Origin of the sequence: Nocardiopsis sp. MG754419, assembly GCF_018207095.1 — a bacterium.
Lineage (GTDB): Bacteria > Actinomycetota > Actinomycetes > Streptosporangiales > Streptosporangiaceae > Nocardiopsis.
The window spans coordinates 1-13,330 of the sequence record NZ_QOCZ01000038.1 but is presented as its reverse complement, the minus strand read 5'-3'; the positions used below and the strand labels follow the sequence as shown (position 1 = coordinate 13,330).

The 13,330-nt window shown below is 71.5% G+C and carries 13 protein-coding genes; 9 read left to right on the top strand and 4 right to left on the bottom strand.

The annotated features are described in order from the left end of the window. Window positions 1-329 precede the first annotated feature (329 nt). Window positions 330-1,019 (bottom strand): GntR family transcriptional regulator, encoded by a 690-nt coding sequence (locus DSY14_RS10245; RefSeq protein ID WP_211716268.1) that lies wholly within the window; start codon window positions 1,017-1,019, stop codon window positions 330-332. A gap of 158 nt (window positions 1,020-1,177) precedes the next feature. Here DSY14_RS10245 and DSY14_RS10240 point away from each other — a divergent pair, with 158 nt between their 5' ends. From DSY14_RS10240 to DSY14_RS10210, 7 genes are all read left to right on the top strand, one after another. Next, window positions 1,178-2,362 (top strand): CaiB/BaiF CoA-transferase family protein, encoded by a 1,185-nt coding sequence (locus tag DSY14_RS10240; protein WP_211716267.1) that lies wholly within the window; start codon window positions 1,178-1,180, stop codon window positions 2,360-2,362. Continuing rightward, window positions 2,362-3,234: a CoA ester lyase gene (locus DSY14_RS10235; protein WP_211716266.1), complete on the top strand. Its 873-nt coding sequence runs from the start codon at window positions 2,362-2,364 to the stop codon at window positions 3,232-3,234. Before DSY14_RS10240 ends, DSY14_RS10235 begins: the two co-directional genes overlap by 1 nt. A 401-nt stretch (window positions 3,235-3,635) precedes the next feature. Further along, window positions 3,636-4,979, top strand: coding sequence for a TRAP transporter large permease subunit (locus DSY14_RS10230; RefSeq protein WP_211716265.1), 1,344 nt, complete (start codon window positions 3,636-3,638; stop codon window positions 4,977-4,979). A gap of 58 nt (window positions 4,980-5,037) precedes the next feature. Continuing rightward, window positions 5,038-5,298, top strand: coding sequence for a hypothetical protein (locus DSY14_RS10225; protein WP_211716264.1), 261 nt, complete (start codon window positions 5,038-5,040; stop codon window positions 5,296-5,298). A 135-nt stretch (window positions 5,299-5,433) separates the two neighbouring features. Next, window positions 5,434-6,033, top strand: coding sequence for an RraA family protein (locus tag DSY14_RS10220; protein ID WP_211716263.1), 600 nt, complete (start codon window positions 5,434-5,436; stop codon window positions 6,031-6,033). 72 nt (window positions 6,034-6,105) lie between these two features. Then, entirely contained in the window at window positions 6,106-6,843 is a 738-nt protein-coding gene (locus DSY14_RS10215; protein WP_211716262.1) for an IclR family transcriptional regulator, read from the top strand. Window positions 6,844-6,971: 128 nt separating this feature from the next. Continuing rightward, the gene (locus DSY14_RS10210; protein ID WP_211716261.1) at window positions 6,972-7,745 is read left to right on the top strand and encodes an NAD(P)-dependent oxidoreductase; all 774 of its coding nucleotides are present in this window, start codon (window positions 6,972-6,974) and stop codon (window positions 7,743-7,745) included. 212 nt (window positions 7,746-7,957) lie between these two features. Here the strand turns inward: DSY14_RS10210 and DSY14_RS10205 are convergent, their stop codons facing one another. Further along, on the bottom strand, window positions 7,958-9,121 hold the full coding sequence (locus DSY14_RS10205) for a winged helix DNA-binding domain-containing protein (protein WP_211716260.1): 1,164 nt from the start codon (window positions 9,119-9,121) through the stop codon (window positions 7,958-7,960). Window positions 9,122-9,207: 86 nt separating this feature from the next. After that, window positions 9,208-9,630 (bottom strand): VOC family protein, encoded by a 423-nt coding sequence (locus DSY14_RS10200; protein ID WP_211716259.1) that lies wholly within the window; start codon window positions 9,628-9,630, stop codon window positions 9,208-9,210. A gap of 175 nt (window positions 9,631-9,805) precedes the next feature. Here DSY14_RS10200 and DSY14_RS10195 point away from each other — a divergent pair, with 175 nt between their 5' ends. Then, on the top strand, window positions 9,806-10,828 hold the full coding sequence (locus tag DSY14_RS10195; protein ID WP_211716258.1) for a YafY family protein: 1,023 nt from the start codon (window positions 9,806-9,808) through the stop codon (window positions 10,826-10,828). Window positions 10,829-10,994: 166 nt separating this feature from the next. Then, entirely contained in the window at window positions 10,995-12,446 is a 1,452-nt protein-coding gene (locus tag DSY14_RS10190) for an aldehyde dehydrogenase family protein (RefSeq protein WP_211716257.1), read from the top strand. A gap of 219 nt (window positions 12,447-12,665) precedes the next feature. Here DSY14_RS10190 and DSY14_RS10185 read toward each other — a convergent pair. Beyond that, on the bottom strand, window positions 12,666-13,330 hold a 665-nt coding region (locus tag DSY14_RS10185), incomplete at its 5' end, for a zinc-binding dehydrogenase (RefSeq protein WP_211716256.1).

Sequence of the window (13,330 nt, the reverse complement as noted above, 5' to 3'; positions counted from 1 at the left end):
ACCGAACACGGGAAAAGGCGTCCGACGAGTCGCGTCATCGAAGATCGGTCGAGGCGACCAGGGCGTGCGCGACCGGCGGAAAGGCCTCTCGGCCATCTCCGATGAAGCGTGCGATGTGGTCCGCGCGTCTGCGGACCCGCTGTCCCGCGCCACGGTCCGGGCGGGCGACGTGCCACCGACGGTCCGTGGGACGAGGCAGGCCGGACCACGACGGCGCGGGGGCGCACGGCCCTACGCCCAGGGGCCGCCACGGATCCGACGGACACCGACGGACACCGACGGACACCGACGGACACCGACGGACACCGACGGCGGAACCTACCGCGCCCTCAGCGCTCGGCCTCGACCTCGTCCCGCCCCGGCGCCCGGATGTGGTCGGCCATGAGGCGTTCGGCCTCGTCCGCGTCCCCCTGCGCGAAGGCCCGCAACATCCTCCCGTGCGCGTCGAGGTAGGCGCGGACGTTGTCCGGGTCCTTCCAACGCGAGACGGTCTCCAGGATGGGGTTGTTGCGCCGGACCGCGCGCACGTGCGCGCCCAGGAAGGCCGGGCCGCCGATGTCGGCCACCATCTGGTGGAACAGGCGGCTGTCCTGCGCCATGGCCTGCGAGTCCCCGGTTCGGCTGTCGGCGACCATGCGCTCGTGGACGAGGGTGAGTTCGGCCAGCTCGGCCTCGGTGATCCGCTGGGCGGCCAGTCGGGCGGTCAGTCCCTCCACCGCGGCGCGCAGCATCCGCAGTTCCTCGGCGGCCTCGACGCCGAGACCGGAGACGGTGGCGCCGTGGTGCGCGCGGTAGGTGACCAGACCGTCGCTCTCCAGCCGGCGCAGCGCCTCGCGTACCGGGGTGATGGACACCCCCAGACGGGTGGCGACCTCCTCCTGGTTGACGGAGGCACCGGGAGGATGAACCCCGTTGACGATCTCCCGACGGAGCGTCTCGTGGACGTACTCGGCCTTACTCGTGGGTGGACGCCCGGTCTGCGGGAACCCCGCCGATTCTCCGCTACCGGAGGCTGACAAGAGCGGACCTCCCCATCGCCACGTTGTTCATGGAATCCAGCTTAGAGGTCCGGAACCGGTGGCTCACCGCACATCGACGGGCCTCGCCGGGCCGCTGAAGGTCACTGAGGTCACAGATGACCCTTGCGCATCTTCTTATATCTTATAAGTTGTTTGTTATGAGATCTCTGAGCAACCTCCGGGTCATCGACGCGGCCACGCTGTTCGCCGGGCCGATGGCCGCGACCTATCTGGGTGACTTCGGAGCCGACGTCATCAAAGTCGAACACCCCCGACGAGGCGACCCCGCGCGCGGGCACGGCCCGACCAAGGACGGGGTCGGGTTGTGGTGGAAGATGCTAGCCCGGAACAAGCGCACGGCCACGCTGGACCTGTCCCGCCCCGAGGGGCAGGAGATCGCGCTCGCCATGCTCGCCGAGGCCGACGTCCTCATCGAGAACTTCCGTCCGGGGACCCTCGAACGGTGGAACCTCTCCCCCGAGAAGCTGCTGGAGCACAACCCGCGCCTGATCATCGCGCGGGTCACCGGGTTCGGGCAGAGCGGCCCGATGGCGCACCGCCCCGGTTTCGGAACCCTGGCCGAGGCCATGAGCGGGTTCGCCTCCATGACCGGACAGCCGGACGGACCCCCGACGCTTCCGCCGCTGGCCCTGGCCGACGGGATCTCGGCGCTGGCCGTGGCCTACGCGGTCATGGTGGCCGTCCACGCGCGGGAACAGACCGGCAAGGGCCAGGTCATCGACCTGGCGATCATCGAACCGATCCTGACGGTGCTCGGACCGCAGATCACGGCCTACCACGCCACCGGCGCGATCCCCGAGCGCACCGGCAACCGCTCCACCAGCAACGCGCCGCGCAACACCTACCGCACCCGTGACGGCCGCTGGCTCGCGATCTCGACCAGCGCCCAGTCCATCGCCGAGCGCGTGATGCGCCTCGTGGGACGCGAGGACCTGGTGGACGAACCGTGGTTCGCCACCGGGCGCACCCGCTACGAGCACGCCGACGAGCTCGACGCCGCGGTGGGCGCCTGGATCGCCGAGCGCGACGCCGACGAGGTGATCGCTGAGTTCGACAAGGCCCAGGCCGCGATCGCGCCCATCTACGACGCGAGCGACATCGCCGTCGACCCGCAGTACGAAGCTCTTGAGACCATCGTCCACGTCCCGGACGACGAACTCGGGAGCGTGGCGATCCAGAACGTGCCGTTCCGCCTGTCCGACACCCCCGGTGAGATCCGGTGGGTCGGCCCGCCCAAGGGCCGGCACACCGACGAGGTCCTGGAGGAACTCGGCTACGCCGAGGCGGACCGGGCCGACCTGCGCGAAGCGGGGGTCATCTGATGACGAGGACGGCGGCTCCCCTGGTCGCGTGGCTCTACGTGCCGGGCGACCGACCCGAGCGATTCACCAAGGCCATCGACTCCGGCGCGGACGCCGTGATCCTGGACCTGGAGGACGCGGTCCTGCCGGCGGCCAAGGAGGCCGCTCTGGACAACGTCGTGGCGTTCCTGCGGGAGCGGGAGTCGGACGAGCGCCGTGTCCAGGTGCACGTCAGGATGAACGCTCCGCGCGGTGAGCGGGGCGCGGCCGACGCGGCCGCCCTGGCGACGGTGCGCCCGGACGGAGTGCGGGTGCCCAAGGTCGAGTCCCCCGAGGACGTCGACGCCGTGGTCGCGATGGTCGGCGAGGGCGTGCCCGTGGACTGCCTGCTGGAGTCCGCGCTGGGGGTGGAGAACGCCGCCGTGATCGCCGCGCACCCGGCCGTGCGGTCGCTCGCGCTGGGCGAGGCCGACCTCACCGCCGAGTTGAGTCTGCGGGGCGACGGCGCGTTCTCGTGGTTGCGGACCCGCATCGTCGTCGCCTCGGCCGCGGCGGGGCTGGCGGCACCGGGGATGGCGGCCTACGTCGACGTCCGGGACACCGAGGGCCTGTACGCGTCCTGCCTGCGCGGACGTGAGCTCGGCATGTTCGGCCGATCGGCGATCCATCCCCGCCAGGTGCCGGTGATCCGGCGGGCGTTCCGTCCCACCGAGGAGGAGGTCGCCCGGGCGAGGGAGATCGCGGAGGCCGCCGAGGGCGCGTCCGCGGAATCGACCCGGGGCGGAGGCGCGATCGCGCTGGCCGACGGCCGGTTCATCGACGCGCCCGTGGTGACCGCGGCGCTGCGCACACTCGCCCTGGCCGAGAGCATCGGCGATCACGAACCCGGCTGACTCCAGGCCCCTCCACCCACGGGGGCGGTGACGGGCTCTCCCCGCACCGCCTCCGGGCCCACCACCGGGTCGACACCGGCGGACCGCGCTGGTGCGACCGGCCATGCGCGCCTTGAGCGTGCTCGCGATCGTTCACGCCGCGTGATGGCGAAGTCGCAGGTGAGAACTTCTTTCCGAACGGTTGACGTTCGACGTAACCTAGGCCACACTTCACCAAGCGAACATACACTTCACTCTTTGAAATCTCGTTTCGCTCATGTGAACAGTGTCGGTGGATGTCCACGAGAGAGAACCTCCGTCATCCGACCGACCCGATCGTTCGAGCCCACCGACCGGCACGCGCCCGTCGTCGGCGCGATCTTCACAGCCGAGTCCCTGATCACCGAGCACGGGAGGCCGTCATGCCCTCTGCACTCTTGGCCCTGGCCGCCTTCATCGCGGTCATCATCGTCTGGAGCGCCCTCTTCAAAAGGAACATGGGCGAGGCCATGTTCCTCGGCTTCCTCACGACCTGTCTGTTCGCGGGCGGCGACTTCTTCAACGCGCTGATCTCGGGCCTGGTGTACACCACCGAGAACGAGGTCATCTACGCGGCGCTGGCCTTCGTCTTCATGGCGTACATGATCGAGCGCACCGGACTGATCACCAAGATCCTCGACATCCTCAACGCCGCCCTGGGACGCCTGCGCGGCGGCCCGGCGTACGTGGACGTCGTGGCCTCGGGCGTGATGGGTGCGCTGTCGGGCTCCAACTCCGGCAACGTCGCCTCGACCGGTTCGGTGACCGGCCCCTGGATGGTCCGCAACGGGTTCAGCCGGGCGCGCGCCGCGACGATCCTGGCCGGCAACGGCGGCATGGGTGCGGCGCTCCCGCCCAGTTCCTCCATGGTGATCATGCTCGGCTTCGCCGGAGCGGCCGTCTCCACCGGCGACATCTACCTCGCCCTGCTGGTCACCGGCCTCTACCAGATCCTGCACCGGTTGGTGATGGCGTTCGTCTTCGTGCGGGTGGACGGCGTGCGAGCCGCCAAGGACGACGCGCGGCGTCCCCTGGGCGCGATGTGGCGCGCCGGGTGGCCCGCCACCCTCATCTACCTCGGCGCACTCATCCCGATCGCGGTGACCACCGGCCCCCTCTCGGACTACCTGTCCTCACCGGACCGGCTGGGCGACGCGCTCGGCGACATCTCGCTCATCACGTGGATCCCGATCCTCATCATCCTGATCGCGACCGTGGTCGGTCGCCGCGAGCTTCCCGGTGACCTGCGCCAGTGGTACGCCTTCATCCTCAAGGCGATGCCGCGCCTGGGCACCATCGGTGCGCTGCTCATCTTCGCGATGGCCGCCAGCGGTGTGCTCGGACAGCTCGGTCTGGCCGAGGACGTGGAGCAGGTGCTCGGCTACTTCAACGCCGGCCCCGCGCTCATGGTCGTCCTGACGGTCGCCCTGATCGCCACCGTGTCCATCCCCCTGACCTCGACCGCCGCCCTCACCGCGGTGGGCCAGGTCTCCTTCCTCAGCCTGATGGCGGTCGGCGTGAACCCGGTCCTGGCGATCGTGGTCCCCCTGGTGGCCGCCTCGACCGAGGGATCCTCCCCGCCCTCCGCCCCCATCTTCATCGCCTCGGGCATCGTGCAGGCCAAGGCGGAGAAGACCTTCCTGCCGTTGATCCTCTTCTATCTCCTGCCCATCGTCCTCATGGCCTGCCTCGTGGGCTGGGGCGTGCTTCCCATCTTCGTCGTCTGAGTCCTCGACCCGGGGCGAGCGGCACGACGCCGCTCGCCCGAACAGAAAGGGGCACCCGATGTCCAAGCGGTCCGTGCGCCAGGTCGCGCTGAAGACCCTGCAGATCCTCTTCGTCACGACGTTCGTGGCGTTCTTCGTCGTCGCGATCCTGCTGGTGCTCGGGCAGCTGCTCGGGACCGTGCTGTCGCAGCCGACGCTGGTGAGCGCGGCCTCGGAGTACCTGCTCATCCCCGCGGTGACCCTGGCCTCGACCTTCGGGATCATCGCCTTCCTGGCGTCCTACCTCCACAAGGACACCCCCGAGGGCCAGAGCTCCTGACGTCCGCCCCTCGGGCTCCCGGGCCCGAGGGCGTCGCCTCAATGTTTCATACATTGACAAGAGACTTCATCAGATGAAAGATGAGGGTCGTCGCCCCGAGGGATCCGGCGACGCCCGACCACGAAGGGACACCCCATGACAGGACAGACGACTCCGCTCCCCGAGGACCTGCACCGTCGCCTGACCGCACTGCCCGCGCCCAACGTCGGCGACGTCCTCGACCGCCTGTACGTGGCCGAGGCCGCGATCTCCTCGGTCTGGAAGGGCGCCAAGATGGTCGGTCCGGCCTTCACCGTCCTGACCGCCGGGGGCGACAACAAGGCCATCCACGAGGCCATCGACACGGCCGAGCCCGGCGACGTGCTCGTGATCGACGGCCAGGCCGCCACCCACCGGGCCCTGCTCGGCGAGCTCATGGCCCGTCGCGCCCAGGCCCGGGGCCTGGCCGGCTTCGTGGTGGACGGCGCCATCCGCGACGCCGCCGACCTGGAGAACATCGGCTACCCGACCTGGGCCCGCGCCGTCACCCCGGCCGGCCCCTACCGCAACGGACCGGGTTTCCTCCAGGTCCCCGTCTCCGTCGGCCGGGTGGTCGTCAACCCGGGCGACGTCATCGTGGCCGACGACGACGGCGTGACCGTCATCCCCAGGCACCGGCTGGAGGAGATCGTCGCCTCGACCGAGGAGAAGTTCGCCCGAGAGGAGCAGGCTCGGGCGGAGATCGCCGCGCTGTAGCATTTGCGGGACATTCAGCTCCAGAGTCTGAGGGGTTCCGCAGTGGCCGAAGAGTCTTCAGGGCAACCGACGGTGCGCAGTGTCGAACGCGCACTGGACGTCCTGGAAGCCTTGGAACGCAGCGACGTGCCCTTGCGCCTGGTCGATCTGTGCCGCCAGGTGGACCTGCATCCGGCGACCGTGCTCCGTTCCCTGGCCGTCCTCCAGCGCCGGGGCCTCGTGGTCGCGGAGAACCAGACCTACCGGTTGGGTGTGGCCGTGCTCCGCATGGCCCACGGGTTCCTGGTCAACGACCAGCTCAGTCGGCACGCGCGTCCCATCATGCAAAGGCTCACCTCGGTCACCGGACTGACGTCGTCCCTGTACGTCCGCAGCGGGTTCGAGCGGGTGCTCGCCGTGCGGGTCGACGGCAGCCCCCAGCTCCACTACCAGGTCCCCATCGGACGCTGGTTCCCCCTCTTCATCGGGTCCGGAAAGGCCATCGCCGCCCACCTGACCGAGGACGAGCGGGAGGCCGTGGTCGCCATGTCCGAGGGGAGCACCACCGCGTCGGGGGACGCGGTCGACCCCGACCTGCTGCGCCGGGAACTGGCGACCATCGCCGCGGAGGGCCACAGCCTGACCATCGGTGAACGCGACATCGCGGTCGCCGCGGTGGCCGTCGCCGTCACCGGTCCGACCGGTGAGGCGGTCGCCGCGCTCTCGGTCTCCGGCCCTTCCGAACACACGTCCAAGGACCGCCTGCACCAGGCCGTCCCCGAACTCCGCAGAGCAGCCTCCGCCCTGAACGAGCGACGCCCCTACTCGTGACCCGGCCTCACACCTGAGCCCGCCCCGAGTGCGCCGCCCGTCAGACCAGGACGGAGCGGCGACCGATCGGGGCGCGAACGCACGTTCCGCCTGACCCGTCGTCGGCTCCCACACGACGAAAGGTCACCATGCGCATCACCGTTATCGGACTGGGTGAGGCCGGCGCGATCTACGCCTCCGCGCTCACCGACGCCGGCCACACCGTCACCGGGTTCGACCCGGGACCCGCGCCCACCCCGGAGGGGACGCGACGCGTCGACTCCGCCCCCGAGGCCGTGACCGACGCCGACCTGGTGTTGGTGCTCACCTCGGCCGCGGTCGCTCCGGCCGTCGCCGAAGGCGTCCTGGAGGCGCTCACCCCGCAGACCGTCTACGCCGACTTCACCTCGGCCACACCCGACGTCATGCGCGCGATCAGCGCACGGGTGCTGACCACGGGGGCCCGGTTCGCCGATGTGGCCATTCTCGGCCCGATGACCATCGGCGGCGCCACCACGGACCTGATCGTCAGCGGCCCGGGAGCGCCGACGGTGGCCCAGGTGTGCGCGGGCATCGGCGCGGACGTCGAGGCCTTGGACGGGGCCCCGGGCGAGGCCACCGCGCGCAAGCTGTTGCGCAGTTCCCTCATGAAGCCGCTCGCCGCGGTCGTGTGCGAGGCGGTGGTGGCGGGCCGGGCCGCCGGTGCCGAGGAGTGGGTCCGCGAACAGGTGGCGGCGCAGCTCACCGGCGGAGAGGCCCTGGTCGACCGGTTCCTCAGCGGCACCGTCAAGCACGCCGGTCGACGCAGTCAGGAGGTCCGGTCCACGGCCGCGTTCCTCGACGCGCTCGGTGTGCCCAACGAGATGACGCGGGCGTCGGAGCAGACGTTGCTCCGTCTGGAGGCCAACGGCCACCAGGGGTGACGTGGCGTTCCGGGGTGCGCGTCGGGCGGCACGTCCGCGCGAACCCCGGGAGGCGCCTCCGCGTCATGGGCGCACCGACCCGAGGACACGTGCCTGCCGCGTGCGCCCCGGTCCACCGTGCCCGGTCGGGGCCACGCGTCGCGTCCCGAGGTGCGGTGCGCCGCCCCTCCCCCGTAGTCCCGACACCCGGACCCGCGGCTCGGCCCGCCCGCTCAGCCCCGGATCCGCACGTGATCGCCGTCCTGGTCGGTGAGGAACGAGGCCAGGGCCCGCCCCTCCCGGGTCAGATCCTCCCGTTCGGAGCAGGTCAGGGGCCCGAGCGGGGTGACAGACAGTACGGTGTCGGCCATGGTCCAGGTCGCCCGCACCCGCCCGTCGACCAGCACGACGCGCTCACCGGCGACGGACAGACCACGGTGTGCGTCGTCGATGATGCGGGCGCGGTGGTGATATCCGAGGATCGCGTTGTCGAACGCCGGGAGGAACCGTACCGGCGCCGGGGTCTCCGGATCGGGACGCGGCGCTTCGGGCAGGTCGAGCAGGGTGCGCCCCCGCACGTCCCGGAACTCCACGAGTTCGTCGCGCACGGCCCGGAGCGCCGCGGGCAGACCGGACAGTCCGCACCAGGAACGCAGGTCGGTGGAGGTGGCGGGGCCGAACGCCGCCAGATAGCGGCGGACCAGGTTCTGTCCGACCGGATCGTCCTCGTCCGGAGGCAGCGGATCCGGCGGGCGCTCCAACCACGTGTCCAGGGGGAGGTTGCGCACCCCGGCCTTGGTGCGCCACAGACCGCGCGGAGGCAGTTGGACCATGGGCACCAGCGCGGCCACGATCAGCTCGCCCAGTGGACGGCGCGCGGGGACCGGCCGGAGCGCGGCGAGTGCGTCGACGATCTCCGCCATGGTGCGGGGACGACCGTCGGCCATGACGGCGCGCCCCGCCCGCGCCCATTCCTGCGGGTCGAGCCCGGCGAGTTCCTCGCGGTAGGTGGCCAGGACGCGTTGGCGCAACATGGCGTCGTGGCGGGTCCGCCAGGCCAGGGCGTCGTCAGCGGTCATCAGGTGGACGGTGCGGCGCATGAGGTGGGTGCGCACCACCTCCCGCCCGAGGAGCAGGTCCTCCAGCGCGCTCGGGCGCAGCCCCCGCACCCGCGACCACAACCCGACGAACGGTTCCTGGGGTTCCTGGGCCTGCAGACCGCACAGGTGGGCGATGACGTCCACGGCCGGTGCGTCGGTGCGGTCGAGGAGGAACTGCCGGGCGAGCGTGGCGCGGTTGAGGGCGCGGTCGTCGAGGACCCGCGCTCGCGGGCGGGCGCGTCGGCCGGCCCGGGCGGGCTCGGCGGGGCCGCGACCCGTGGTCTCATCGTCTCTCACGGTGCTCTGGTGTCCCTTTCGTCCGGACGAGCGTCGGGTGCGGGAGAGGCGGGAACGGCACCCGTCCCACCTCCCCCGCGACGGTGTCAGCCCTGGTCGGGGGCTGTGACGTCCAGGACCCAGGTCACGCCGAAACGGTCCCTGAGCATCCCGTAGAGCGGAGACCACTGCGCGGGTTCCAGCGGCCGCACGATGGTCGAGCCCACGGAGAGTCGGTCCCACCGGGTGGTGATCTCCTCCGTGTCATCGCCCCGTACGGAGACGAAGTAGGAGTTCTCCCCCGGGTTCCACTCCAGTGTGCCGGGGACGTCGTAGGCCATGACGCGGAATCCGTCCTCGGAGGCCACCTGGCCCCACATGATCCGGTCCGCCTCGTCGGGGTCGCGCACGGCGTGCGCGTCCGCGTAGGTGATGGCGACGACGTCCCCGCCGAAGACGGAGTGGTAGAAGTCGAGCGCCTCCCGGGCCCGACCTCGGAAGTTCAGGTGGGTGGTGGTGGCGATGGGCATGGTGGCTCCCGGTCCTGTGCTGTCGGGTGTCGAACGCGGTGGACCCGGATCGGCGCCGCCGCCCGGGGCGGACCCGGCACGACCGCGAGTCGCGGCGCACCGCCCGCGTTCACGTCCTCATGTTCACAGGGGTAGCGGACAGGGAGTGGCCTCTACCTCGGGCAGACTGTGTCCCATGGTGAAGACGTCGGGTCGGCTGCTCACGATGCTCTCTCTGCTCCAGTCCCGCAGGGACTGGCCGGGTGAGGAACTGGCCGCGCGGTTGGGGGTCAGCTCGCGCACGGTCCGGCGCGACGTGGATCGCCTGCGCGAACTCGGGTATCCGATCACGACGTTCAAGGGGCCCGACGGCGGCTACCGGCTCGACGCGGGGACGCGGATGCCTCCGCTGTTGTTCGACGACGATCAGGCCATCGCGACGGCGGTGGCGCTGGGGTCGGCCACCGCGACGGGCGCCGAGATCGGCGAGGGCGCGGCGCGCGCCCTGGCCACCCTCCGCCAGGTCATGCCCGCCCGTCTGCGTCGGCGTCTCGACACGCTCCGTCCGTCGGTGGTCGATCCGTCCGACGCCACCACGTCCCGACCCGACGGCGACCTGCTCTCGACGATCGGTGCGGCCGTCCACGCCCGCGAGGAACTGCGCTTCGACTACGGGAGGGGTCCCGATACGGAACGAGAGCAGGAGGGTCCCCCGGTGGCTCCCCGCCGTGTCCAACCCCATCACCTGGTCACGTGGCGAGGACGGTGGTACCTCGTGGCCTGGGAGGACGCCCGTGAGGACTGGCGGGTCCTCCGCGTGGACCGGATCGCGCTCCGCGGCCTCCACGGACCCCGTTTCACCCCGAGGGAGCTGCCCGGAGGCGACGTGGCGGCCTTCGTCACCGGCAGGTTCCGGGGATCGGCGCAGGGCACCGCGTGGCCCTGCGAGGGCGAGGTCGTCCTCTCCCTGCCCGCCGCCGCGGTGGCGCCGTTCGCGGGAGACGGCGTGGTCGAGGAGGTGGACGCCGGACGGTGCCGACTGTTCCTCGGTTCCTGGTCCTGGATCGGCCTGGCCTCGGCCCTCGGACGCTTCGACGCCGACTTCGACGTCATCGGACCGCCCGAGCTCGACGACGCCTGCGCACACCTGGCCCGCCGCTACCACAGGCGCGGTCGCACCACAGTGGAGAGCGACGTCCCCGCGGCGGACGAGACCTGACCAGGGGGCGGAGCGGCACGACGGACGCCGGAGGCCGCCCGTGCGCCGAAGGTGGGTGGGGCACTCCCAGGCATGGTGTGCCCGGGACATCGCTTCTCTGGTTGACCGCCCGTCCCGGTTCCATGATGGGGATCGACCAGGGGCAGGAGCACCGGACACCGGGTTCGTGGCGCCTCCCCTCGGAAGAGAGCTGATCATGATGCGCGAGCACACGGAGCTGTACATCGACGGTGCCTGGCACGCACCGATCCAGGAGTCGTTCCTGGAGCTGACCGACCCGGCGACCGGGAAGGAGCACGTGCGGGCGGTACTGGGCGGTGAGGCGGACATCGACGCCGCCGTCGCCGCCGCCGAGCGTGCGTTCGTCTCCTACTCGCGGACCACCCCGCAGGAACGCATCGCCCTGCTGGAGCGGATCCTCGTCGAGTTCGACAAGCGGGCCGAGGACCTGGCGCAGGCCGTCGTCGACGAGGTGGGCGCCCCTCGGGCCCTGGCCCGGGGCGTTCACGTCCCCACCGGACGGTCGCAGATCGTCACCGCCATCGAGGTGCTCAGGACCTACGCGTTCACCGAGATGCGCGGAGAGACCCGGATCCGGAAGGAACCGCTCGGGGTCGCCGCCCTCATCACTCCCTGGAACTTCCCGATCCTGCAGCCCGTCGGCAAGACCGTCTCCGCTCTGGCCGCAGGGTGCACGGTGGTCCTCAAACCCGCCGAGGCGACCCCGTCGCCCACGTTCATCCTGGCGGAGATCATGGAGGCGGCCGGCGTCCCTGCCGGGGTGTTCAACCTGGTCAACGGCCTGGGGTCCGTCGTCGGCCCGCGTCTGAGCTCCCACCCGGGCGTCGGAGTCATCTCGTTCACCGGCTCCCTGCCGACCGCCACGCGGGTCTCGATCGCCGCGGCGCCCACCGCCAAGCGCGTCGTCTCCGAACTCGGAGGCAAGTCGCCGCACATCCTGATGCCCGACGGCGACGTCGACGTGGCCGTGGAGACCGCGCTGAACTGGCTGATGGCGACGACGGGCCAGCTGTGCAGCGCCCCGAGCCGCACCCTGGTGCCCCGGGAACGACGCGACGCGTTCCTGTCCGCCCTGGTCCCCGCGGTCGAGGCCATCAGGGTGGGCGACCCGCGCGACGAGGACACCACCATGGGCCCCCTGGTCTCCGCCGAGCAGTGGGACACCGTCCAGGGCTACATCCGTGCCGGCCTGGACGAGGGTGCCCGCCTGGTGACCGGAGGGCCGGGCAGGCCGCCCGGCCGGGAGGAGGGGCACTTCGCCCGACCGACCGTGTTCGCCGACGTCGACAACGCCATGACCATCGCCCGGGAGGAGATCTTCGGCCCGGTGATGTCGGTGATCGCCTACGACACCGTCGACGAGGCGGTCGAGATCGCCAACGACAGCCCCTTCGGTCTCGCGGCCTACGTCACAGGTGAGGACCTGGAGGCCGCCACCGCGGTCGCGGAGCGCATGCGGGTCGGCTACGTCCTCATCAACGACGCCGAGTTCGACTGGTCCGCCCCGTGGGGCGGCTACAAGCAGTCCGGCAACGGTCGCGAGTTCGGGCCGGACGGCATGGCCGAGTACCTGGAGACCAAGGTCATCCGCGGGTGAGCACCCGGCCGACCCCGCACCGGTGGGGCCCGTGAGCACGACGAGGACAACGGGCCCTCCCGGGCGACCGTCGGGCGGAGCCGGACCGGCGGGACGGAACGGCCACGCCCCACGTCCACGGCGGCGTCGGGCACCGCGGTTCTCCAGGAGCTCCGCGGTGTTCTCCCCGAGGGGCGGGGCCGCCGGCGCCCGCGCACGCGGACCCGCCTCTCGGGGTGGTCAGTCGAGGTCCAGCACGGCCTTGCCGTGGATGCGCCGTTCCCGCAGACCCTCGATGGCCGCACCCGCGTCGGCCCAGGAGCCGCGCCAGGCGATCTGGGGGTCCAAGAGGCCGTCGTGCACCTGGTGCGCGAGCCAACCGAGGTCGCGGGCCGGGCTGCCCTGGCCCACGGTGTGGAAGGTGACGATCCGGCGTCGAGGACGGTCCGGGGTCCCGAACAGGGACCCGTGGACGAATTCCTCGGGCCGACCCGCGGAGTGACCGACGGCGATGAGGATCCCCTGGTCGGCGAGTTGCGCGAAGGAGTCGACGAGCGTGCTCCCGCCGACGAGGTCGATGACGGCGTCCACCCGGTGGAGGAGGTCGCCGGGGTCACCGACGACCTCGTGGGCGCCGAGTGCGCGGAGCTCGTCTCCGCGGGAGTCGGGCCTGCTGGTGAGCGCACCGACGTGGGCGCCGCCGATCCGGGCGAGCTGGACGGTCAGTCGTCCCACTCCCCCGGAGGCTCCGGTGACGAGCAACCGGCGACCGAGCAGCGGACCGGCCTCGTGGAGTGCGCGCAGTGCCGTGAACCCGGCGACGGGCAGGGTCGCGAGGGCTCCCGGATCGGCCTCGGGCGGCACGGCGGCGAGCATGTCGGTCCCCACCGCCCGCAGCTCCGCCC

Coding starts and splice junctions, on each gene's coding strand:
- DSY14_RS10240 (WP_211716267.1), top strand. CDS start 1,178: ATGAGATCTCTGAGCAACCTCCGGGTCATCGACGCGGCCACGCTGTTC.
- DSY14_RS10235 (WP_211716266.1), top strand. CDS start 2,362: ATGACGAGGACGGCGGCTCCCCTGGTCGCGTGGCTCTACGTGCCGGGC.
- DSY14_RS10230 (WP_211716265.1), top strand. CDS start 3,636: ATGCCCTCTGCACTCTTGGCCCTGGCCGCCTTCATCGCGGTCATCATC.
- DSY14_RS10225 (WP_211716264.1), top strand. CDS start 5,038: ATGTCCAAGCGGTCCGTGCGCCAGGTCGCGCTGAAGACCCTGCAGATC.
- DSY14_RS10220 (WP_211716263.1), top strand. CDS start 5,434: ATGACAGGACAGACGACTCCGCTCCCCGAGGACCTGCACCGTCGCCTG.
- DSY14_RS10210 (WP_211716261.1), top strand. CDS start 6,972: ATGCGCATCACCGTTATCGGACTGGGTGAGGCCGGCGCGATCTACGCC.
- DSY14_RS10200 (WP_211716259.1), bottom strand. CDS start 9,630: ATGCCCATCGCCACCACCACCCACCTGAACTTCCGAGGTCGGGCCCGG.
- DSY14_RS10195 (WP_211716258.1), top strand. CDS start 9,806: ATGGTGAAGACGTCGGGTCGGCTGCTCACGATGCTCTCTCTGCTCCAG.